Annotated in this window: 20 protein-coding genes; 9 read left to right on the top strand and 11 right to left on the bottom strand. The window is 74.3% G+C overall.

The window, feature by feature from the left end:
• Positions 1 to 65: 65 nt before the first annotated feature.
• Together ABD52_RS15255 and ABD52_RS15250 are read right to left on the bottom strand one after the other, a co-directional pair.
• Positions 66 to 1,154 carry a zinc-binding alcohol dehydrogenase gene (locus tag ABD52_RS15255; protein WP_013286036.1) on the bottom strand — a complete coding sequence of 363 codons (1,089 nt, stop codon included), beginning with the start codon at positions 1,152 to 1,154 and terminating at the stop codon, positions 66 to 68.
• A complete protein-coding gene (locus ABD52_RS15250; RefSeq protein ID WP_047892246.1) occupies positions 1,147 to 2,169 on the bottom strand; it encodes a Gfo/Idh/MocA family protein in 1,023 nt (340 codons plus the stop codon). The genes ABD52_RS15255 and ABD52_RS15250 overlap by 8 nt, the downstream gene beginning before the upstream one ends.
• Before the next feature lie 248 nt (positions 2,170 to 2,417).
• Between ABD52_RS15250 and ABD52_RS15245 the strand changes: the two genes are divergently transcribed.
• From ABD52_RS15245 to ctaD, 5 genes are all read left to right on the top strand, one after another.
• Positions 2,418 to 3,401, top strand: a complete 984-nt coding sequence (locus ABD52_RS15245) for a glucosyl-3-phosphoglycerate synthase (protein WP_225319619.1) — start codon at positions 2,418 to 2,420, stop codon at positions 3,399 to 3,401.
• A gap of 28 nt (positions 3,402 to 3,429) precedes the next feature.
• Positions 3,430 to 4,584, top strand: a complete 1,155-nt coding sequence (locus ABD52_RS15240) for a glycosyltransferase (RefSeq protein WP_047892245.1) — start codon at positions 3,430 to 3,432, stop codon at positions 4,582 to 4,584.
• Positions 4,585 to 4,691: 107 nt separating this feature from the next.
• A complete protein-coding gene (locus tag ABD52_RS15235) occupies positions 4,692 to 5,144 on the top strand; it encodes a DUF4383 domain-containing protein (protein WP_047892248.1) in 453 nt (150 codons plus the stop codon).
• 133 nt (positions 5,145 to 5,277) lie between these two features.
• Positions 5,278 to 6,009 carry an ATP-binding protein gene (locus ABD52_RS15230; protein WP_013286031.1) on the top strand — a complete coding sequence of 244 codons (732 nt, stop codon included), beginning with the start codon at positions 5,278 to 5,280 and terminating at the stop codon, positions 6,007 to 6,009.
• 87 nt (positions 6,010 to 6,096) lie between these two features.
• On the top strand, positions 6,097 to 8,100 hold the full coding sequence (gene ctaD, locus ABD52_RS15225) for a cytochrome c oxidase subunit I (protein ID WP_047892244.1): 2,004 nt from the start codon (positions 6,097 to 6,099) through the stop codon (positions 8,098 to 8,100).
• Positions 8,101 to 8,200: 100 nt separating this feature from the next.
• On the opposite strand, the gene ABD52_RS15220 is transcribed toward ctaD, so the two are convergent.
• Both ABD52_RS15220 and ABD52_RS15215 read right to left on the bottom strand, forming a co-directional pair.
• Positions 8,201 to 9,334 (bottom strand): SigB/SigF/SigG family RNA polymerase sigma factor, encoded by a 1,134-nt coding sequence (locus ABD52_RS15220; RefSeq protein ID WP_013286029.1) that lies wholly within the window; start codon positions 9,332 to 9,334, stop codon positions 8,201 to 8,203.
• Positions 9,335 to 9,578: 244 nt separating this feature from the next.
• Positions 9,579 to 10,994 carry a hypothetical protein gene (locus ABD52_RS15215; RefSeq protein ID WP_047892243.1) on the bottom strand — a complete coding sequence of 472 codons (1,416 nt, stop codon included), beginning with the start codon at positions 10,992 to 10,994 and terminating at the stop codon, positions 9,579 to 9,581.
• A 188-nt stretch (positions 10,995 to 11,182) separates the two neighbouring features.
• On the opposite strand from ABD52_RS15215, the gene ABD52_RS15210 reads away from it, so the two are divergent.
• Complete coding sequence (locus tag ABD52_RS15210; RefSeq protein WP_030274287.1) at positions 11,183 to 11,407, top strand: CDGSH iron-sulfur domain-containing protein; 225 nt, start codon at positions 11,183 to 11,185, stop codon at positions 11,405 to 11,407.
• 97 nt (positions 11,408 to 11,504) lie between these two features.
• Here the strand turns inward: ABD52_RS15210 and ABD52_RS15205 are convergent, their stop codons facing one another.
• The 3 genes from ABD52_RS15205 to ABD52_RS15195 are packed head-to-tail and all read right to left on the bottom strand — an operon-like array spanning position 11,505 to position 15,468.
• The gene (locus ABD52_RS15205) at positions 11,505 to 12,551 is read right to left on the bottom strand and encodes an iron-containing redox enzyme family protein (RefSeq protein WP_047892242.1); all 1,047 of its coding nucleotides are present in this window, start codon (positions 12,549 to 12,551) and stop codon (positions 11,505 to 11,507) included.
• Between the two features lie 51 nt (positions 12,552 to 12,602).
• Entirely contained in the window at positions 12,603 to 14,351 is a 1,749-nt protein-coding gene (locus ABD52_RS15200) for a thiamine pyrophosphate-binding protein (protein ID WP_047892241.1), read from the bottom strand.
• A complete protein-coding gene (locus ABD52_RS15195; RefSeq protein ID WP_013286024.1) occupies positions 14,344 to 15,468 on the bottom strand; it encodes a Vms1/Ankzf1 family peptidyl-tRNA hydrolase in 1,125 nt (374 codons plus the stop codon). Before ABD52_RS15195 ends, ABD52_RS15200 begins: the two co-directional genes overlap by 8 nt.
• 142 nt (positions 15,469 to 15,610) lie before the next feature.
• Between ABD52_RS15195 and ABD52_RS15190 the strand changes: the two genes are divergently transcribed.
• Entirely contained in the window at positions 15,611 to 16,159 is a 549-nt protein-coding gene (locus ABD52_RS15190; RefSeq protein ID WP_030274294.1) for a hypothetical protein, read from the top strand.
• 36 nt (positions 16,160 to 16,195) lie between these two features.
• The gene (locus ABD52_RS15185) at positions 16,196 to 17,086 is read left to right on the top strand and encodes an alpha/beta fold hydrolase (protein WP_013286022.1); all 891 of its coding nucleotides are present in this window, start codon (positions 16,196 to 16,198) and stop codon (positions 17,084 to 17,086) included.
• Here the strand turns inward: ABD52_RS15185 and ABD52_RS15180 are convergent.
• Positions 17,067 to 17,408, bottom strand: a complete 342-nt coding sequence (locus tag ABD52_RS15180) for a DUF3817 domain-containing protein (protein WP_013286021.1) — start codon at positions 17,406 to 17,408, stop codon at positions 17,067 to 17,069. The two genes, ABD52_RS15185 and ABD52_RS15180, sit on opposite strands and share 20 nt — an antisense overlap.
• 187 nt (positions 17,409 to 17,595) lie before the next feature.
• On the opposite strand from ABD52_RS15180, the gene ABD52_RS15175 reads away from it, so the two are divergent.
• On the top strand, positions 17,596 to 19,074 hold the full coding sequence (locus ABD52_RS15175; protein WP_013477011.1) for a glutamate--cysteine ligase: 1,479 nt from the start codon (positions 17,596 to 17,598) through the stop codon (positions 19,072 to 19,074).
• Positions 19,075 to 19,098: 24 nt separating this feature from the next.
• On the opposite strand, the gene bla is transcribed toward ABD52_RS15175, so the two are convergent.
• From bla to ABD52_RS15160, 3 genes are all read right to left on the bottom strand, one after another.
• Positions 19,099 to 20,037 carry a class A beta-lactamase gene (gene bla, locus ABD52_RS15170; protein WP_047892240.1) on the bottom strand — a complete coding sequence of 313 codons (939 nt, stop codon included), beginning with the start codon at positions 20,035 to 20,037 and terminating at the stop codon, positions 19,099 to 19,101.
• Positions 20,038 to 20,189: 152 nt separating this feature from the next.
• Positions 20,190 to 20,795, bottom strand: coding sequence for a DUF6518 family protein (locus ABD52_RS15165; RefSeq protein WP_232236776.1), 606 nt, complete (start codon positions 20,793 to 20,795; stop codon positions 20,190 to 20,192).
• A 45-nt stretch (positions 20,796 to 20,840) separates the two neighbouring features.
• Positions 20,841 to 21,131 carry a helix-turn-helix domain-containing protein gene (locus ABD52_RS15160; protein WP_013286017.1) on the bottom strand — a complete coding sequence of 97 codons (291 nt, stop codon included), beginning with the start codon at positions 21,129 to 21,131 and terminating at the stop codon, positions 20,841 to 20,843.
• Positions 21,132 to 21,188 lie beyond the last annotated feature (57 nt).

Genomic DNA, 21,188 nt, shown 5'->3' with positions numbered 1-21,188 from the left:
GAGTGCTCACTCGCCCGCGGCTACCGAACGTCGAGTCTGCCTCCCGGCCGACCCGACGCCTCCGGTCAGGGGGTGAGGACCACCTGGAGCTCGGTGCGGCGGCGGTCGGCCAGGTCGGTCAGCAGGGCGGGAGCCTCGTCCAGGGGGACCACTGCGGAGATCAGGTGCTTACGGATCACGTCCCCGTACTGGCGCAGCAGCTCCACCGTCTCCGCCGACAGCCGCTCCCGGTCCCAAGTGGGGGCCAGCCCGCGCGGCACCCGGCCGATCTGCGCGCAGCGCAGCGACAGCCCGTTGTGGTGGAACTCCTCACCGAGCCGGACCGCGTCCGCGCCGCCCTGGTAGAACGCCAGGTCGACCACGGTGCCCTGCGGGCGCAGCAGGCGCAGCGCGAGCTGCAACGCCCAGTCCTGACCTCGGCACTGGAAGACCACGTCGGCGCCCCGGTCCCCGGCGGCGTGGTTCCACCGCGTCTTGAGCACCACCGCCGGGTCGTCCGCGTCCGGGTCGAGCGTGTCCAGGCCGAGCGCCTCGGCGACCTGCCGCCGGGCCGGCGTCGGGTCGACCACGACCACCGAGGCGGCACCGTGCCTGCGGGCGAACAGGGCGGTCAGCAGCGCCACCACGCCGCCACCCACCACGGCCACCCGGCGGCCGCGTACGCCGTCGCCGAGCGTGCGCACGTCGGCGCCGCACAGGTCGGCCGCGGCGTGCAGCAGCCCGTTGGCGCAGATCGGGCCCATGTGCGCGACGTACACGCCGAGCAGCGGATCAAGGTCGTCGGGCAGCGGCACGAACCGCTCGGTGAGCGGGTCGGCGACCCAGCCGCTGCGGTGGCCGTACGTCATGGCGCCGACCTCGCCCACCGCGACGGCCGGGGTCCGGCTCTCCACCACGCGCCCGACCTGCATGTAGCCGAGCCGGGTCACCGGGTACGGCGTGCTCGCCCCGCCGGGCCGGAACAGCCCGAGCGCGGCGTCCCAGGTGACGTGCAGGTAGGGGTTGGTGCCCTTGACGAAGCTCAGCTCGGTGCCGGCCGAGACGCCGCTGTAGAGCGTCTCCACCCGGAACGTGCCCTCGCGCAGCTCCGGCGCGTCCAGTTCGGCCAGCTCGACCCGGCCGGGACCACCGACCACCACCACCCGGTCACGCATCGACGCTCACCCCCGCGTCCGCGACGGGCGCGGACAGTCGGGACGCCGGCCCGGTCGGCAACGCCACCGGCCGTCCGGTACGCGCCGACTCGGCCACCGCCAGCGCGAGCCGGTGGGTGCGCAGCGCTTCCGCGTACGGCACCCGGACGTCGTCGCCGAGGCCGCAGACGGCGTCGACGAAGGCCCGGTCGACTGCTACCCGCGCGCCGTCCGGGTCGGCGGGAACGTGCCGCTCGCCGTCGGCGTCACGCACGGTCAGGCCGTCCTCGGCCAGCCACAGCGCCAGCCCGTCGGCGAGGATCTCCACGCCGGCCCGGTGCTTCCAGCCGAGCACGCAGGACGCGGCGAGCGTGCCGACCGCGCCGGAGCCGAACCGCAGCGTGGCGGCGGTCACCGAATCGATGTCGGCGCCGTCGACCGGCGGCGGGGTGCCGTCGCCGTACGCGGTCACCTCGACCGCCTCACCGGCCAGCAGCCGGACCAGGTCCAGTACGTGCGCGGCCTGCTCCACCACCGGGCCGCCGGAGCGGTCCCGCCGGGCCCACCAGGCCACCGGCGGCACCTTGTCCAGCCAGGCACCGTTGACCATCCGCACCGGACGGCCGGCGAGCAGCCGCCGCGCCTCCTCCACGACGTGCAGGTAACGCCAGTGGTGCCCGACGCCGGTGAGCAGGCCGCGCTGCTGCACCAGCGCGGCGACCCGCTCGGCGGTCTCCAGGTCCAGCGCCACCGGCTTCTCCACGAACATCGGCACCCCGGCTGCGACCACCGCCTCCTCGACCGGGCCGTGCGCGAACGGCGGCACGCAGACGTACACCGCGTCCGGCCCGGCCGCGAGCAGCTCGTCCACGTCGCGGAACACCCGGCCGCCGTACGTGCCGGCGAGCGCCCCCGCCGCGTCCGGCGCGACGTCCGTCACACCGAGCAGCTCCACGTCCTCGAAGCCCGTGAGCACCCGGGCGTGGCGTTGCGCCACCCCACCGGCTCCGACTAGTCCCACCCGGCAGGTACGCATCCGACCAACCCTCTCGCCACGACTGGAAGACTGCGGTCACCACTCCCCCCGGCGGCCGCCCGCGAAACGCCGCCGGGGGGCGCAACGCAACGTTCATCCGCCCGGAACCGCCCGGTACGCACCTGGTGATCAGGTTGTTAGGCAAGATCCGGTTAGCGCGGATGCGGGATTGGGAAAACCATGATTCGCGATTCCACCACTAATGGGGGGTGCCCGTGCGGGAATCAGATTCGACCGTCTCACCTGTGGTGGAGGCGTGGGCCACGTACCGCACCAGCACCGCCGACGACTGGCCGGCGCGGCGACTGGTACGCGCCAAGGGCGCGAGCCGGGTCAGCGTGGTGCTGCCGGCCCGCAACGAGGAGGCGACGGTCGGCGCGATCGTGTCGACCGTCCGGGAACACCTGATGGACCGTGTGCCGCTCGTCGACGAGCTGATCGTGGTGGACTCCCGGTCCACCGACCGGACCGCGCAGGTGGCGCGCGCCGCCGGCGCCGAGGTGGTCAGCCAGGACGCGATGACGCGCGGGCTGCCCCGCCTGACCGGCAAGGGCGACGCGCTCTGGGCCGGGCTGGCCGCGGCCGAGGGGGACGTGGTCGCGTTCGTCGACGCCGACCTGCGCGAGTTCCGGCCGCACTTCGTGACCGGGCTGCTCGGGCCGCTGCTGACGGATCCGGGCGTGGAGTTCGTGAAGGGCTTCTACCACCGGCCGCTGGTCGGTGCGACGAGTGTGGAGCCCGACGGCGGCGGGCGGGTGACGGAGCTGATGGCCCGGCCGCTGCTGAACCTGTTCTGGCCGGAGCTGGCCGGTTTCGTGCAACCGCTCGCGGGCGAGTACGCCGGCCGCCGCGAGGTGCTGGAGCGGGTGCCGTTCGTCACCGGGTACGGCGTCGAGACGGCCATGCTGATCGACCTGCTGGAGATGGTCGGGCTGGACGCGCTGGCCCAGGTCGACCTGGGTGAGCGCAAGCACCGGCACCAGGACACCGCCGCGCTGGGCCGGATGTCCGCGCAGATCATGCTGACCGCCTGGTCGCGGCTGCAACGACGCGGGTGGGCGGCGCCGGGGGTGGCGCCGACCGCCCTGCTGACCCAGTTCCGCCGGGGCGGCTCGGAGACGCTGCCCAACCTGGACCGCGAGATCGTGGTCAACGACGTGTCGGTGCAGGAACGCCCGCCGCTGGCGCAGATGCGGCACCGCCTTCCCCGCCGCCGGGTGGCGGCCGCGTGAGTGGGGAAACCCTGAGAGAGGACAGCGCATGACGCTCACCGTGCTGATGAACGCCGGGCCGTGGCTGTCCGTGCCTCCGCCGGGCTACGGCGGCATCGAGAACGTGATCGCCACGCTGGTGCCGGAGCTGCGCCGCCTGGGCGTACGGGTGGTGCTCGCCTCGGTGGAGAGCAGCACGCTACCGGTCGACGAGCGGATCGCGGTCTTCCCGGACGGCCAGTTCCACGCGTTGCAGCGGCCGTACAACCAGGTCTGCGGCGTCTCCCAGGCGCACCTGTCCGAGGTGGTGCGGGCGCTGCACGCCCGCGACGACATCGACCTGGTGCACGACCACGTGGAGGCGGTCGGGCTGGCCACGCTCGCCGCGATGGGCCCGGACGCCCCGCCGGTGCTGCACACGCTGCACTGGGACCTGGCCAAGCACCCGGAGCTGTACGGCAACCTCGACGGCGGCGACCGGGTACGGGTCAACGGCGTATCCGCGTCGCAGCTGGCGCGCGCTCCGGAGGCGCTGCGCGCGCACTCGGTGGGGCACGTGCACCTCTCCACCCCGCTCGCGGTCGACGCGGACCGGCACGCGCCGGTGGCCAAGGGCGACCACGTGGTGATCCTCGGCCGGATCAACCCGGGCAAGGGGCAGGACCTGGGCGCCCGGCTGGCGCAGGAGACCGGCTTCCGGCTGGTTCTGGCCGGGCCGGTCGGCCCGTACCACCGGCCGGAGGATCTGGCCGCGGCCGGCGACGAGGCCCGGCAGAACCCGGACGTGCGTTTCTTCTACGACCAGGTGGCGCCGTACGTCGACGGCGACCGGGTGCGCTGGGTCGGCACTGTCGCCGGGCGGGAGCGCGACGACCTGGTCGCCTCGGCGCGGGCGTCGCTGTTCCCGCTGCGCTGGGAGGAGCCGGGCGGTACGGCTGTGGTCGAGTCGCTGTCGCTCGGCACGCCGGTGGTGGCCACCGCCCGGGGCTGCCTGCCGGAGCTGATCGAGCACGGCCGCACCGGCCTGCTCACCGACGACGAGCGTGAGCTGGGTGACCTGGTGCTCGCCGCCGCCGGGCTGGAGCCGGCCGAGTGCCGGCGGGAGGCGGCCCGGCGGTTCACCCCGGCCCGGATGGCACAGCAGTACGTCGAGCTGTACGACCGGGTCCGGGCGGGCGTGACGAAGCCGCTGCAGCCGGCCTGAGCCGCACCGGCCCGGCTGCCCCGCGCGGCCGGGCCGGCGTTTGCCCCCGCCGGGCGCGGGAAACCGGCGCTTCCCGCGGTTGCGAGGAGGCCGGCGTGACGAACTCGATGGCGCACTCCCGGGCACGGCGCAACCCGGCCGACGGGCGGGCGCCGGTACGCCGGATCGCCTCGGGGTTCGCCGTGCTCCTGCTGCTGCTCGGCGCGCTGGGCTTCGTGCCGGGCATCACCAGCGACTACGCGGATCTGCGCTTCGCCGGGCCGGGCTCCGGCGCCCGGCTGTTCGGTGTGTTCCAGGTCTCGGCGGTGCACAACCTGGTGCACCTGGTACTCGGCCTGGCCGGGCTGGCGCTGGCCCGTACCGTCGCCGGCGCCCGCACGTTCCTGGTCGGCGCCGGTGCGGTCTACCTGGCGCTGTGGCTCTTCGGTCTGGCGGTCGACAGACGCGACGCGGCGAACGCGCTCGCGGTCAACCGCGCCGACTCGTGGCTGCACCTGCTGCTGGGCGCCGCCATGCTGGCGCTGGGGCTGGTCGCGGCGCGGCGCGGGGACCGCCGCTGACCTGCGCCCCGGCGGCCCCGATGCCCGGTTTCACCGGTCCGGGGCCCGGGTACGTCCGTAGTCCTCCGGCTGCGGGAGGCGGCGATCGCCCCGGCCGGGCGGCCCTCCCCGACGAGAAGGAAACGAGGCGGCGATGGTGACCCGGATCAGGTGCGAGGTCCGCGACGAGTCGCCGGTCACTGTCGTACGGCTGGCCGGAGCGCTCGACCTGGGCACGATGCGCGCGGTGCACGAGGTGCTCGACAACTGCCTCGCCGCGCAGCCGGACGCCCTGGTGGTCGACCTGGAGGAGATCGAGGTCGGCGAGCCGCTGGCCCTGTCCGTCTTCGCCGCCGCCGCGCGGCGCGCCGCCGACTGGCCGGCGGTGCCGATGGTGCTCGCCGCTCCCTGCGCCGAGACGGCGGCCTGGCTGAACGAGACCACCGCCTGCCGGGTGGTGCCGGTGCGCCGGGACTGCGCCGAGGCGACGGCGCTGGCCGGCGCGGAGGCGGCGCCCCGGCTGCGGGCCCGGCTGGAGCCGGTCGCCGGCGCCTGCCGGCGGGCCCGGGAGCTGGTCACGGAGGCGTGCGGCAGGTGGAACGTGCCGGAGCTGGCCGGCCCGGCGTCGCTGGTGCTCACCGAGCTGGTCGGCAACGTGGTACGGCACGCCGGCACCCCGATGCACGTGACGCTGACGCTGCGCCGGCCGTACCTGCGGGTCGCGGTGATGGACGGCAGCCCGGCCGACGCCCGCGCCGCGAGCAGCCGCGATCCGCGTGCCGAGGGCGGCCGCGGGCTGATGCTGGTCCGCGAGCTGACCCAGCGCTGGGGCAGCACTCCGGTCGGCGCCGGCAAGGTCGTCTGGGCCATGCTCCCGGCTAATTGACCGAATTCTCCGCTCTCGCCTGGTTACATGGGCAGAGGGCCGGGTACGCCCGCCCGTCCTGTCTGTCGTCACACGGGGTGAGATGCCATGCCCAAGCGGGTAGTCACGGAACCGGCACGAGACCGAGGGCCCGCGATCCTCGCGCCGGCCCGGTTCGGGGGCTACCCCGGGCCCGTACGGGAGGCGGTGAAGGGCAACGCGCTGTGGCGGTTGCTGCGGACCACCGACGCCAAGCAGATCGGCCTGCTCTACCTGATCACGTCGTTCGGGTACTTCATCGTCGGCGGGATCCTGGCGTTGATCATCCGGGTGGAGCTGGCCCGGCCGGGGATGCAGGTCGTCTCCCCCGAGCAGTACAACCAGATGTTCACCATGCACGGCACGGTGATGCTGCTGCTGTTCGCCACCCCGCTGTTCTTCGGGTTCGCCAACTACCTGGTGCCGCTGCAGATCGGCGCCGCCGACGTGGCGTTCCCCCGGCTGAACGCGTTCGCGTACTGGCTCTACTTCCTGGGCGCGCTCATGGTCGTGGGCGGGTTCGCCACCCCGGCCGGCGCGGCGGACTTCGGCTGGACCGCGTACACACCGCTGAGCACCGCGCAGCACTCCCCCGGCGTCGGGGCGAACATGTGGGTGGTCGGCCTGGCCGTGTCCGGTCTGGGCACGATCCTCGGCGCGGTCAACCTGATCACCACGATCGTGACGCTGCGCGCGCCGGGCATGACCATGTTCCGGATGCCGATCTTCACCTGGAACGCGCTGCTCACCAGCGTCCTGGTGATCTTCGTGTTCCCGCTGCTGGCCGCCGCGCTGCTGGCGCTGGCCTCGGACCGGCTGCTGCACTCGCACGTGTACGACTCGACGACCGGCGGGCCGATGCTCTGGCAGCACCTGTTCTGGTTCTTCGGCCATCCCGAGGTCTACATCATCGCGCTGCCGTTCTTCGGCATCATCACCGAGATCATCCCGGTGTTCTCCCGCAAGCCGATCTTCGGCTACACCGGCCTGGTGCTGGCCACCATCGCCATCACGGTGCTGTCGATGACCGTCTGGGCGCACCACATGTTCGCCACCGGGCAGGTGCTGCTGCCGTTCTTCAGCATCCTGAGCTTCCTGATCGCGGTGCCGACCGGAGTGAAGTTCTTCAACTGGATCGGCACCATGTGGAAGGGACAGATCACGTTCGAGACGCCGATGCTGTTCGCCGTCGGCTTCCTGGTGACGTTCCTGCTGGGCGGCCTGACCGGGGTGCTGCTGGCCAGCCCGCCGGTGGACTGGCACGTCACCGACAGCTACTTCGTGGTGGCGCACTTCCACTACGTGATGTTCGGGACCATCGTGTTCGCCGCGTTCGGCGGGCTCTACTTCTGGTTCCCGAAGATGACCGGGCGGCTGCTCGACGAGCGGCTGGGCAAGATGCACTTCTGGACCATGTTCATCGGCTTCCACGCCACGTTCCTGGTGCAGCACTGGCTCGGCAACGAGGGCATGCCCCGCCGGTACGCCGACTACCTGCCCGGCGACGGCTTCACCACGCTGAACACGATCTCCAGCATCGGCTCCTTCATCCTCGGCGCGTCCACCCTGTTCGTGATCTGGAACATCTGGAAGTCGTGGCGGTACGGCGCGATGGTCACAGTGGACGACCCGTGGGGTTTCGGCAACTCGCTGGAGTGGGCCACGACCTGCCCGCCGCCGCTGCGCAACTTCGACCGGATGCCGCGCATCCGCTCCGAGCGGCCGGCGTTCGACCTCAAGTACGGCCCGCTCGTCTCCGACCTGGGCCGCGACCTGCCGCAGCGCACCACCAAGCCGCCGCAGTCGTTCCGCGAGGAGATGCACCACGAGCGGCGCGTGCCGGAGTCGCCGTCGGCCGGCGGCGCGTACGGCGCGCCCGAGGCGGTGGACTACCAGCCCGCTCCGCAGTCCGGGGCGCGCCCGGTGGAGGTGCCGGAGCCGGAGGAGGTGCGCCGGCCCAGCTTCGAGGAGACCGACGAGCCGGAGGGCAGCGCGCTCAACGCCGAGCGCGACGACCAGCGCAACGACAGGTGGCGGCACCCGCGCGGGCACGGGGACACCCCGGAGAACTGAGACACCGGACGAGGGCCGGCGCCGTCGGGCGCCGGCCCTCTCGTCGTACGCCTCGCGCCGGCTCCCGTGGTGGGAAGCCGGCGCGGCACGTGCTGGTCGGTCAGTCGGCGGCCGGCAGTCCGGCCGCGGTCAGCGAGCGGCGCACCGCCGGCTGCACCCGGGTCAGCCGCAGCGGCACCCCGGTACGCGCGGCGGCCTCCCGGCCGGCCATCAGCGCGGCGATCCCGCCGGCGTCGAAACCACCGGCGCCGACCAGGTCGACCACCACCTCGCGGGGCTGCCCGGTGACCGCCTGGAGCACCGCCCGGCGCAACTGGTCCGCGCCGGCCCGGTCCACCTCGCCGCCGACCTCGACGACGACCCGGTCGCCGTTCTGCCTCACCGAGATCCGCGCCTTCGCCGGTTCGGCCTCGGCCGCGCCGTTCTGCCAGGGCGGCGGGGCGTCGGCGAGCATCGCCTGACGCAGCCAGGTCAGCGCTCGCGACAGCAGCCGGGACACGTGCATCTGGGAGATGCCGAACCGGGCGGCGATCTCCGCCTGGGTCTGGTTGCCGTAGAAGCGCATCGCCAGGATGCGGCGCTCCCGCCAGGGCAGCCGGTGCAGCAGGCCGCTGACAGTGACCCGGTCGTCCACCGACTCCAGCGCGTGGTCGGACTCGCCGACGAGGTCGCCGAACTCGGCCGAGCTCTCGCCGCCCACCGGCGCGTTGAGCGAGGCCGGGCTGTAGCCGGCGGCCGACTCCAGCGCGGCGAGGATCTCCTCCTCCGGCGTCTCCAGCCGGGCGGACAACTCGGCCACTGTGGGCGCGCGGGACAGCTCGCTGGTCAGCGTCGCCGTCGCCTGTCCCACCTCGAGGATCAGGTCCCGCAGCCGGCGCGGCACGTGCACGCCCCAGGTGCGGTCGCGGAAGTGCCGTTTGATCTCGCCGACGATGGTGATCGCCGCGTACGCGGTGAACGAACCGCGTTCCGGGTCGTACCTGTCGACGGCGTTGACCAGGCCGAGACGGGCCACCTGCTCCAGGTCCTCCAGCGGCTCACCGCGCCCGCGGTAGCGGCGGGCGAGCCGGCCGGCGAACGGCAGCGCGAACCGGACCAGGTCGTCCCGCGCCTCCTGCCGCCGCTCCGGTGGCAGGCCCTCGATCCGGGCCGCGTACGCGAGCGCCGCCGCGTCCAGGTCCTCCAGACCCCGGTCGGTGGTCGGTGGTGTGGGTGTGGTGGTCTGTCCGAACATCCGCGCCCCCTCGCCGAAGAGCCCCCGCCCGGTCGGAACCGGTCGTGCGCGTGGTCGGACCACGCACCGGGTGAGGAAGTTGGGTTACGTGACGGATACGTCGAAAGCGGTGGCTGCCCGCCGCACGGCGTCGTGGGCCGTTTCGCGGCGAGCGGTCTTCCCGCTCCGTAGGTACTCAATCACGGACCGCAGGATCGCGAGGAAGTTTCGCCAGGTTGGCCGGCAGCCCGGTCCCGGCGGCGGTTCAGCGGACCAGCAGGCCCTGGTGTGCGCCTGCGTCACGCAGCACGGTGAGGGCCTCGGCCATCCACAGCGGCGGCGGCGCGGGCAGGTCGCAGGGCTGGTTGCGCAACACCTCCGTGGCACGTCGGGTGGGTACCGAGGCGACCGGGTAGCCGCGGGCGGCACCTCGGTCCAGGGCCCGCCGGCGGCGCCCGAAGCCGGCCACCGCCAGCCACTGGGGCAGTCCCGCGTACGCGGGCGAGCGCAGGCCGGGCGGCTCGGGCAGCACGTCCACCGAGCTGAACGGCTCGCTGCCGGCCAGCCACCACTCGACGCCCGCGACCCGGCGCGCGGCGGCGTTCTCGCACCAGTAGGGCACCAGGCCGGCTCGCAGCACCTGCGCCGGGTCGAGCAGCCGGCCGCACTCCACCACCAGCCGGTTGCCGGTCTTGCCGGCCCGCCGCAGCCAGCGCCGGTACAGGTCGGCGGTCACCGCGCTCAGCGCGTCCGGCTGCGGCACGATCACCAGGTGCAGCGGATGCCCGTGCCGGTCGCCGAAGGAGCGGGCGTCGTGCTCGAAACCGGACTCCACGCCGTGTTCGGCGAACGCGCCCGCCGCCGAGACCTCCGGCGCGGTCCAGCGCGTCTCGTCACCGCCGGCCGCGCGCAGCACCTGGCCCAGCGCCCGGGCGTCCGGGTGGAAGTCGACCGGGTCCAGGCCGCCGCCCGGGCAGCCGGCCTGGAAGCTGTGCCCGTCGCCGCAGTCGCGTACCGGCCACGTGCGGGCGTCGTGCAGCAGCAGCACCGGCGCGGCCGGTTCCAGCCGGTCGGCCAGGAAGCGCGCGTACGCCTTCGGCAGCGTGCGCCAGCGCACCGCGAACGTCACCGCCGCGCCGGCTGCCGCGCCCCGGCTGGCCGGGCAGTGCACCTGGCGTACGTGCACGCGCGGGTTGGCGTCGAGCAGCCGGGCGGCCAGCGTGGCTCCGTGCGCGTACGCGGCGTCCGGGCGGTCCACCGCCCCCCGGGTCCACTGCCCGGCCAGCTCGAACCCGGCAGGGAGCCAGGGCACACCCAGGGCCACCGCGAGGTGGGCGGCGGCGCCGTGCGGCGAGCCGAGCACCACGCCGGGCCAGCGCCGGTCCGGGTACTGCCCGGCGAACCACCCGGCCACCCGCTCGGCGTCCACCTCGGCGATCTGGCCGGCGGTGAGCGCCGCCCGCCCGGCGGCCCGGACGGCGGCGGCGCGGCGTACCGGCTCGGGCGCGCCGGTGAGGCGGGACAGCGCACCCGGGTGGCCGAGGTCGCCGCAGTCGTCGCCGCGCAGCGCCCGGGCGGTCACGGCGACCAGGACCCGGGCGGCGCTGCCGGCCGCCACCACCCGCTCCGCGGGCAGCCCTGCGCCGCTGACCGGCGTCCGTTCGACTCGTTCGCTCACCACGCGGCCCGGCTTCCCGTCCCTCTGGGGTCTAAACGGGGCATCTCCCCACGGGTGAGGACCAAGGCCCGCCCGGTAACCGCACCGCCCGCGACACCCAGGTACGCCGTCGCGCCGCGTGCCCGCCGTCGCGGGCGCAACAGCGCTCGGGTGCGGGTTTGGGCCGGACCGGGACGGGCACTGCACCGCGCATGCCCGACGACGAGAGCACCCCGGCGGCGACCATCACCCCGTACCGGGACGGACCACTGCTGGTACGCGGCGACTTCGCGCTGGTCACGCCCGAGGGCACGCCGATCGATACGCGCCGGGGCACCGTCGCGCTGTGCCGATGCGGAAAGAGCGCGATCAAGCCGTTCTGCGACGGCACGCACAAGGTCGCCGGTTTCCGGGCCGGCAGCGACCGCGAGTCCTGACCCCCACCTCGTCGATCTTGCACTTCGGTGCCCGGCAAACCTCCCGAACCGGGCACGCAGTGGGCCCGAACTACAAGATCGCGAGCGAATAGCGGGGTCAGGCTGCGGCGAGGGCGTGCTGGGGTGGGCGCAGGGACGACTCGCCCGTCGACCAGGCGGTGAGCAGGTGTGCGGCGAAGAGGGCGTCCAGTGCCAGCGCGGCGGCGGCCCCGAACAGCACGTCGGACGCGAGCGCCGGCTCGGCCCGGACCAGCCCGCCGCACATGTCGTACGCGGCGATCTGCTCGTGTACGGCGTCGGCCTCGACGTGCTCGTCGTAGAAGCGCGTGGCGACCTCGTCGAAGCCGAGCCGGCGCAGTCCGTTGCCGTAGCGGCGATTCGGCAGCGACGAGGTCATCTCGTACGCGGCCAGGTGCCCGAGCAGCGCCCCGCGCAGCCGCCGGTGCAGGCCGAACAGCGACATCAGGTTGTTCGTCGCCAGCGTCACCGCCGGCACCCGGTCCAGATGGGCGGCGTAGCCGGTGTCCAGGCCGAGCCGGTCCATCGTGGTGCGGAACAGCTCGGCGTGCATCAGGTGCAGCCGGCCGTTGCCGTACTCGTCGGTCTGGATCTCCACGAGCGCCGCCTTCGCCGGGCCGCCGAGCCGGGGCAGCGCCCAGCTGTGCGGGTCGGCCTCGCGCAGGTGGTAGATCGAGCGGTGCGTCACGAACTCGCGGAACTGGTTCAGGTCGGCCCGGCGTTGCAGCGTGGCTGCCAGCGGCGGTCCGTCGTCGGCGGCCACCAGGTCGGCCAGCGCACCCGGCACGCCGGCCGGCAGCACCGCCGGCTGCGGACCGGCCAGCTCGCGCAGCGCCGCCTCGAACGGCCGCTCGGCGTGGGCGCGCAGCGCCAGCAGCGACGGCTCCCACTCCCACGCCTCGTCGACGCCCGACCAGCCCCGGTAGTGCAGCTCATAGCAGAGGAACAGGGTGAGCTGGAGATCCTCGTCGGTCAGCGGCGCGGCGACCGCGTCCAGGTGCGTGCCCAGCCCGGCCGGCAGCTCGCCCGGCGCCGCGCGCAGCGCGGTCAGCAGCGCGGCGGAGACGGGCCCGCGCGCCGCGGGCAGCGGAGCGGGGCCGTAACGACTGTCGGCGGCGACGGACATGTGACCTCCCGGGACGGTTGCGCCCGGTCGCAGTGCCCCGCCCGGATGCCGCTAAACGACTTCGTCCGCCGCGATGGCCTCGGTCTGGATCACCCGCTCCCGCACCCGGCGGGCGGCGTCCCCGTCGGCCACCAGGCCGCGCAGGTCGGCCAGCGCCGGTTCGGGCGCGTCCAGCGGCACGGCCGGGTCCACCACCGCCTCCAGGACGGCGGGCCGGTCGGCCGCCAGCACCTCGTCCCATGCGGGTCCGACCAGGTCCGGCCGGTCCACCCGGACGCCGTGCAGCCCGAGCAGGCGGGCCCACCCGGCGTACGGCACCTCGGGCCCCCGCTCCCCGGGTGACCGGCCGCCGCCGACGCCGGACCGGTCCCTGTTGTTCAGCACCAGCACGATCAGCCGGGGATCGCGCCAGGCCGTCCAGTGGTGCGCCACAGTGATCAGCTCGGCCAGGCCGTTGAGCTGCATCGCGCCGTCGCCGAGCAGCGCGAACACCGGCTCGTCCGGGCGGGCCAGCTTGGCGGCGACCGCGTACGGCAGGGCGCAGCCCATCGAGCCGAGCGTGCCGCACAGCCGCGCCTGCACACCCGGCGGCAGCTCCAGGTGCCGGGCGTACCAGTAGACGACCGAGCCGACGTCGACGGCGACGCCGGCGTGCCGGGGCAGCCGGGTGGACAGCTCACGGAGCACGAGCCGCGGGTCGACCGGATCGGCGGGCGTGGCGGCGCGCTCGGCGGCGGCCACGCGCCACCGGTCCACCATCTTCTCCACCATGCCGCGCCACTCGCGGTGGGGATTCTCCGGCACCCGGGTCAGCAGCGCCCGCAGCGTCTCGGCGGCGTCGCCGACCAGTGGCACGTCCACCGGGTAGCGGGTGCCGATGCGCCGGCCGTCGATGTCGATCTGGATGGTGCGTACCTGGCCCGGCATCGGGAACCAGTCGGTCCACGGATCGTTGGTGCCGATCATCAACAGCGTGTCGCAGGAGCCCATGAGCTGCGCGGCGGCGGTGGTGCCGACCTCGCCGAGCACGCCGGTGTGGAACGGCAGCCGCTCGTCGAGCACCGGCTTGCCCAGCAGCGACGTGGCCACGCCCGCGCCGAGCCGGTCAGCGAGTGCGACGATCTCCTCGGCCGCGCCGTGCGCGCCCTGGCCGACGAGCACCGCCACCCGCCGCCCGTTGCCGAGCAGCGAGGCGGCGGCGTCCAGGTCGGCGTCGTGCGGCAGCACCCGGGCCAGCGGCTCGCCGGGCGTCGCGGTGACCACCCCGGCGGTCTGCGGCAGCAGGTCCGGTACGGCGGTGACCTGCAACGCGCGCGGCAGCACCACGCAGGTCGGGCTGCGGGTCGCCGCGGCGGTACGGAACGCCTGGTCCAGCAGTGCCGGCACCTGCTCGGGCCGGCGGCCGTAGCGGACGAACTGGTTGCACACGTCGCCGAACAGCCGGCTCAGCCCGATCTCCTCGTGCGCGCCACCGAGTGGGCCGGTGACGTCCTCGCCGATGATCGCGACCACCGGCTTGCTGTCGAGCTTGGCGTCGTAGAGCCCGTTGAGCAGGTGCACCGCGCTCGGGCCCTGGGTCGCCAGGCACACCCCGACGCCGCCGGTGAACTTCGCGTGCCCGGTGGCCATGTACGAGGCGGTCTCCTCGTGCCGGGCGGGGACGAACGCCGGGTCCCCGCCCGCGTCGTCGAGCGCGCCCACGAGCGGGGCGATCGCCGCGCCCGGACAGCCGAACACCCGCGGCACCCGCCAGGCCCGCAGGCGTTCGACCACCAGGTCGGCGACGATGCGCTCAGCCATTACCCCGCCCCGGCGTGCTCGCGTCGACGTAGCGCAGCACCGCGCCGACCCCGTCGGTCAGCTCCGGCGCCTCCTCGGGCGCGAGCACCGTCAGGTCCGCGTCGGTGCCGATCAGCGCGCGCAGCAGCGCCGCGTCGGCGCGTACCCGCTGGGGGTCGGCCACCGACATGCCGGCCAGCTGCCCCGGGTCGGTGGCGATCTCGGTCGGCTCGGGGCCCACCCACAACTCGCCGTCGGCCGACGGGTCGTCCACGATGAGCATCGTGTCGACCTGGTTGCGTTGCAGCGCGGAGACCACGGCGTCGAGTCCGGCGCCGACGTCCTCCTGGACGCCGAAGCGGTCCAGCGCGGCGGCGATCCGCCGGTCGGCGACCTCGGCGACGGTCTGCACCATGATGTCGTCCATCAGCGTGTCGTCGGCGCCCACGTCGCGGGCGCCCGCGTCGGTGCGGACCAGCACGTCCTGCCAGCGCTCGGGGAGCTGGGCGGCGATCATGCCGGTGGCCCGGACGTCCCCGGCCACCAGGACGACGTCCGCGCCGACGCGCTCGGCCAGGTCGGCGGTGGCCGCGGCGGCGTCACCGGCGTTCTGGTGCCACGCCTCCATGGCGGCGCGCTGGTAGCGGGACTGCGACCAGCCGCCCGGCTGCACCCGGCGCAGCTGGCGGCTCTGCCCGCCCTTCACCTGGGCGCGCCGGGGCACGCCACCGGCGCTGACCGCCATCGCGTCCGCGCCGGTACGGTCGGCCAGCACCCGTACCCAGGCCACCTGCTCGCCGCGCTGGGCGACCAGCGGCATGGTGTGCGGCAGCGCCGACCAGCTCGCCAGGTCACGCAGCGGCGGCGCGGACAGGTACTCGGTGAGCACCACGCGGCCCCGGGTGGCGAAGACGGCGATGCCGTAGTCGCCGGGCATCGGCTGGTGCCGGCGGACGACCTCCTCCACCGCCTCGACGGTGACCGGGTCGGCGCCCTGCCCCAGCAGGTCGCCCTTGAGGGCCCGCCAGCGCAGGTCGACCTGCGGTCGCGCGTCCTGGGTATCGCGGGAGGCGTCCATGTACACCGAGCACCAGGGCCCGGGACGGTTGTAGAGCGGGCGCAGGAAGGACAGCTGCATGCTCGACCCCTTTCCGGCTCGGCCGCACGCATACCCGCGCCCCGGCGGATGTCACCTGCCGGCGGCCGGGGCGTGACCACCGTTCATTCACGTCGTTCAACCCGAAGGGCCGATACCATCTGTGCACGGAACGGGACTCTCGGTGGTGAACATGGACACGGAGCTGTACAGCCGACGCGTCGTCCACCCGACGGAACGCGTCGTCACCGGGCGTCTCGTCCGGTTGATGGAGGGCTACGCCCGGGAGGTCCGGGTCGGGCAGCCCGCGCTTGTCGCGGTGCTGACCGCCGCGGGCGTGGTGGGGCTGCTGCTGAAGGTGGTGCGCGCGTTGCTCAGCAGCGGCGGCGGCGGGGCCCGGCGCAGCTTCAAGGAGCTGAAGAAGGGGCCGGAGTTCCTGGTCACCCCGGTCCGGGTACGCGACGCCGCCGGCCGGCTGGTGGAGGTCGAGCTGCACGGCCACCTGCCGCAGAGCGCGCTGCACCCCGGCGACCACGTCCAGCTCACGCTGCGGGCGCAACGTGACGAGGACCTGCCGCCGCGGATCGAGCGGATCGTCAACCTGACCACCGGGCAACTGTTGACCCCGCGTACCGCGACGCTCTGGTCCCACCTGGGTCCGGCGCTGCTGCTCCAGGCCATGCTGGGCGCCGTGCTGCTGTTCGGCGTGGCCGCCTGCTCGGCCCTGACCTAGGTTTCCCCGTCACCGGAGGCGGGCACCGCTGCGGCCATGTTCGCCGGATTCACGCTCACCGAGATCGACGTCGGCGAGGTCCGCCTGCGCGTACGCCACGGCGGCTCCGGGCCACCCGTGGTGCTGCTGCACGGGCACCCGCGTACCCATGCGACCTGGCACCGGGTGGCGCCGCGGCTGGCCGCGCGGCACACGGTGATCTGCCCGGACCTGCGCGGCTACGGCGGCTCGTCGAAGCCGCCGAGCGACCCGGAGCACACCGTCTACTCGAAGCGGGCGATGGCCGCCGACGTGGTCGGGCTGCTCGACGCGCTCGGCCACCGCCGGGCCGCAGTGATCGGTCACGACCGCGGCGCGTACGTGGCCATGCGGACCGCCCTGGACCATCCGGACCGGGTGAGCCGCCTCGGCGTGCTGGACGGGGTGCCGATCGGTGAGGCGCTGGCCCGCTGCGACGCCCGGTTCGCCGCCCGCTGGTGGCACTGGTTCTTCCTCGGTCAGCTCGCCAAGCCGGCCGAGCGGGTGATCAACGCCGATCCGGACGCCTGGTACGGCGGATCACCGGAGGAGATGGGCGAGCAGGCGTACGCCGACTACCGGCGCGCCATCCACGACCCGGCGACGGTGCACGCCATGTGCGAGGACTACCGGGCCGGGCTCGGGCCGGACCGGGCGGCGGACGACGCCGACCGGGCCGCCGGGCGGCGGATCGGCTGCCCGGTGCTGTTCGCCTGGTCCGAGCGCGACGACATGGTCGACCTCTACGGCGACCCGGCCGCGATCTGGCGGGACTGGGCCGACGACGTGCGGACCGCGTCGATCCCGTCCGGGCACCACATGGCCGAGGAGGCCCCGCGGGAGCTGACCGACGTGCTGGCCGGATTCCTCGCCGAGGACGTCGCCGCGGTCAGCGACCCGCGGGGGTGAGCGGCCGCTGCGCCACAGCCGGCGCGTCGAGCAGGCCCCGGCGGCTCGCCCAGCGCTCGAACAGCACGGTGGCGAACGGGGGCACCGCGCTGGCCAGGGCCAGCCCGGTCTGCACGAGCGTCCAGCGCCGCCGCCGGGCCACCACGAGCGCCAGCAGGCCGTAGACCACGAACAGCGCGCCGTGGATCGGGCCGAAGATCTTCACGCCGATCTCGTCGCCGGGCGGGCCGTACTTGACCGCCATGCCGGCCAGCAGCGCCGCCCACGAGCAGGCCTCGGCGAACGCCGCCACCACGAACGCCCGGATCCACCCGTCGCGCATTCCGCCACTCCCCTTCGCCGTCGGCGGCCATGCTAGCCGCCCGGGCCGGGCCGCCCGGACGGAACCCGCTGCCCCGCGACGGGGATCACCGGAGCCGCCACGGGGTACAGAAAAGGGCCTCCGGGCCTTTCCTGACCCGCCACTCCGTGCGAGGTTGGGGAGAACCAACGGTGACAGGGTGGTGACCATGGGCGAGGACGTCGGCGTGCGTACCTTCAGCCGGGAGGACCGGGCCCGCTATCGCGAGAAGGTCCGGCGGTGCCTGGACGTGTTCGCCGAGATGCTGCGCGAGTCCCGGTTCGACGTGGAGCGGCCGATGACCGGCCTGGAGATCGAGCTGAACCTGGTCGACGACGGCTTCGACCCGGCCATGCGCAACGCCGACGTGCTGGAGGCGATCGCCGACCCGGCGTTCCAGACCGAACTGGGCCAGTTCAACGTGGAGATCAACGTCGAACCGCGGCGGCTCGCCGGCACCGGCACCGCGGCGTTCGAGGAGCACGTCCGCGCCAGCCTGAACGCCGCCGAGTCCAAGGCCCGCACGGTCGGCGCGCACATGGTGATGATCGGGATCCTGCCGACGCTGCGCCCGGAGCACCTGACCGCCGAGACGCTGTCGGCCAATCCCCGGTACGCGCTGCTCAACGAGCAGATCTTCGCCGCCCGGGGCGAGGACCTGCCGATCGCGATCAGCGGGGTGGAGCGGCTGGCCACCACCGCCGACACCATCACGCCGGAGGCGGCGTGCACCAGCACCCAGTTCCACCTCCAGGTCAGCCCGGCGCAGTTCGCCGACTACTGGAACGCGGCACAGGCGGTCGCCGGCATCCAGGTGGCGCTGGGCGCGAACTCCCCGCTGTTCTTCGGCCGGGAGCTGTGGCGCGAGACCCGGGTGCCGCTGTTCCAGCAGGCCACCGACACCCGGGCGGAGGAGATCAAGGCCCAGGGCGTACGCCCGCGGGTGTGGTTCGGCGAACGCTGGATCACGTCGGTGTTCGACCTGTTCGAGGAGAACGTCCGCTACTTCCCGGCGCTGCTGCCGGTCTGCGACCCGGAGGACCCGGCGGCCACGCTGCACAGCGGCGGCGTGCCGAAGCTGGCCGAGCTGCGGTTGCACAACGGCACCATCTACCGGTGGAACCGGCCGGTCTACGACGTGCTCAAGGGCCGGCCGCACCTGCGGGTGGAGAACCGGGTGCTACCGGCCGGGCCGACGGTGGTGGACACCGTCGCCAACGGCGCGTTCTACTTCGGCCTGGTACGGGCGCTCGCCGAGTCCGACCGCCCGTTGTGGTCGCAGATGTCGTTCAGCGCGGCCGAGGAGAACTTCAACGCCTGCGCCCGGCACGGCATCGACGCCCAGGTGTACTGGCCTGGGCTGGGCTACCTGCCGGTGACCGAGCTGGTGCTGCGCCGGTTGCTGCCGATGGCCCACCACGGGCTGGACCGGTGGGGCCTGGACCCGGCGGAGCGGGACCGGCTGCTCGGCATCGTCGAGCAGCGCTGCCTGACCGGCCGCAACGGCGCGACGTGGCAGGTGGAGACGCTGCACCGGCTGGAGTCGGCCGACCACATGGACCGGCCGGCGGCGCTGCGCGAGGTGGTCCGCCACTACGTCGACCTGATGCACAGCAACCGGCCCGTGCACGAGTGGCCGATCCCCTGAGCCGGGCCGGCGCGGTGCCCCGCGTCAGCGCAGCGCCGTCACGGCCGCCCGCGCGGCCTGGGCCACCAGCGCGTCGTCGGGCTCCGCGTCGCGGCTGTCCCGGCTGGACATGACTGCGAGCACGATCGGCGCCCGGTCCGGCGGCCACACCACGGCGATGTCGTTGCGGGTGCCGTACCCGCCGGTGCCGGACTTGTCCGCCACCTGCCAGCCGGCCGGAACGCCGGCCCGGACCAGTCCGCTCCCGGTGGTGCTGGCCCGCATCCAGCCCAGCAGCAGGTCGCGGTCCGCGGGCGGCAGGGTCTCACCCAGCGTGTACGCCCGCAGCGAGCCGGCCAGCGCGCGGGGCGTGCTGGTGTCGCGCTCGTCGCCGGGCGTGGCCGCGTTGAGTTCCGGCTCGGTACGAGCGGGCCGGGTCACCTGGTCGCCGACGTCCCGCAGCGCCCGCGCGAAACCGGCCGGGCCGCCGAGCGCGTCGAACAGCAGGTTGCCGGCGGTGTTGTCGCTGTACCGCACCGCCGCCTCGGCGGCGTCCCGCAGCGTCATCCCGGTCTCCACGTGCCGCTCGGTCACCGGGGAGTGCGCCACCAGGTCCGCGCGCCGGTAGCGGACCACCCGGTCCCGGTCGGCGTCCGACGTGGCGGCCAGCATCGCGCCCGCCGCGAGCGCCTTGCACGTGGAGGCGTACGCGAACCGCTCGTCGGCCCGGTGCGCGAGGGTGCGGCCGGTGCCGGTGTCGAGGGCGTAGACGCCGATCCGGGCGCCGGAGCGCCGCTCCAGGGCCGCCAGTTCCGGCGGCGCGGGCACCGGCGAGGCGTTCGTTGTGGCGCTCGGCGTGGCCGGGGCGGTGGATGCGGCCGGGGCGCTGGTCGCCGGTGCGGCTTCGGGCCGGTCCGTGGTGCAGCCGGCCACCAGAGCCGTCGCCGTGAGCATCGTCGCCGCGAGCACCTGCCGTCGGATCATCCGTTTCCTCCCCCTTCGTCCGGACCACGCCGTTCCCGGGCCATTGTCGCCGATCCCGGTCGCCGGTGGTCCGCAGCCTCTCGGCCGGCGCGGTGGCCCTGCCGCCCGCCCGCGCCGGCCAGGACCGGTGGTTCGCCGGCCGACGCGGCGGGTCAGCCCGCGACGGCGGCGAACGTGACAGCGCCGAGCGCGGCCACCGGCAACGCCACCGCGGCGGCCAGCAGCCGCACCCGGGCGGACCGGCCGATCAGCACCACGAGCAGCGCGGCGAGCGCGAGGTCGATCGCGACGTTCCACCACGCTCCGGGGTACGACCCGGACTTCAGCGCGAACCGCAGCGCCTCCTCGACGAACACGGCCACCGGCAGGGCGGTCCCCACGATTCGCCGCCATCCGTCGGTCCGCGCCCAGATGCCGCCGACGCCGAACACCACGCCAGCCACCACGCCGAACGCCATCCAGACGATCGAGGTGGGCGACCAGATCACGGCGAGGTCGTCGCCCTGGAGCAGCGTCGCCGCCAGGTAGTAGCTGGGCACCGCGACGATCAGCAGGACGCTGGCCGCCACGGCGGCGCGCACCGCGCCCGACCGGATCCACCAGCCCAGCGCGAACGCGGCGACCGCCCAGGTGGCTGTGGAGTTGCCGAGTTCGGCGAACGGGAACGGCACCCACTTGATCCAGACGAAGTCCAGGAAGCCGAGCAGGAAACCGGCGACGGGGACGACAAGCGCGACGGCGCGACGCGAGGGTGGCATGCGGGGGAGCATACTCAGTATGCTCACCGGGTCGGCAGGGTGGCCCTACGAAGCCAGGCGCCGCTCGGACGGCGCGAGACGCACCGCGGCGTCGGAGCGGCTGATCTCGGCCCACACCTCGTCGAGGGAGAGGCCGAGGACGTCGGCGATGGCGGCGATGGTGGGGAACGCCGGCGTGGCGACCCGGCCGGACTCGATCTTCCGGAGCGTCTCCGGGGAGACACCGGCGTCGAGCGCGGTGAGCAGCATCGAACGCTCGCCCCGGGCGCGGCGCAGAAGCGCACCGAGGCGCTGCCCGCGCTCGACCTCGGCGGGGGTGAGGGGCAACCTGACCATGCCAGGATTCTAATACCGGGATAACATGACCGGGATACTTATTGGTCGCGTGAGGAA

The organism is Micromonospora sp. RV43 (genome assembly GCF_001029515.1).
Taxonomy (GTDB): Bacteria; Actinomycetota; Actinomycetes; order Mycobacteriales; family Micromonosporaceae; genus Micromonospora; species Micromonospora aurantiaca.
Note: the sequence above shows the minus strand (reverse complement) of the source record. Positions and strands in the feature narration are given on the sequence as shown.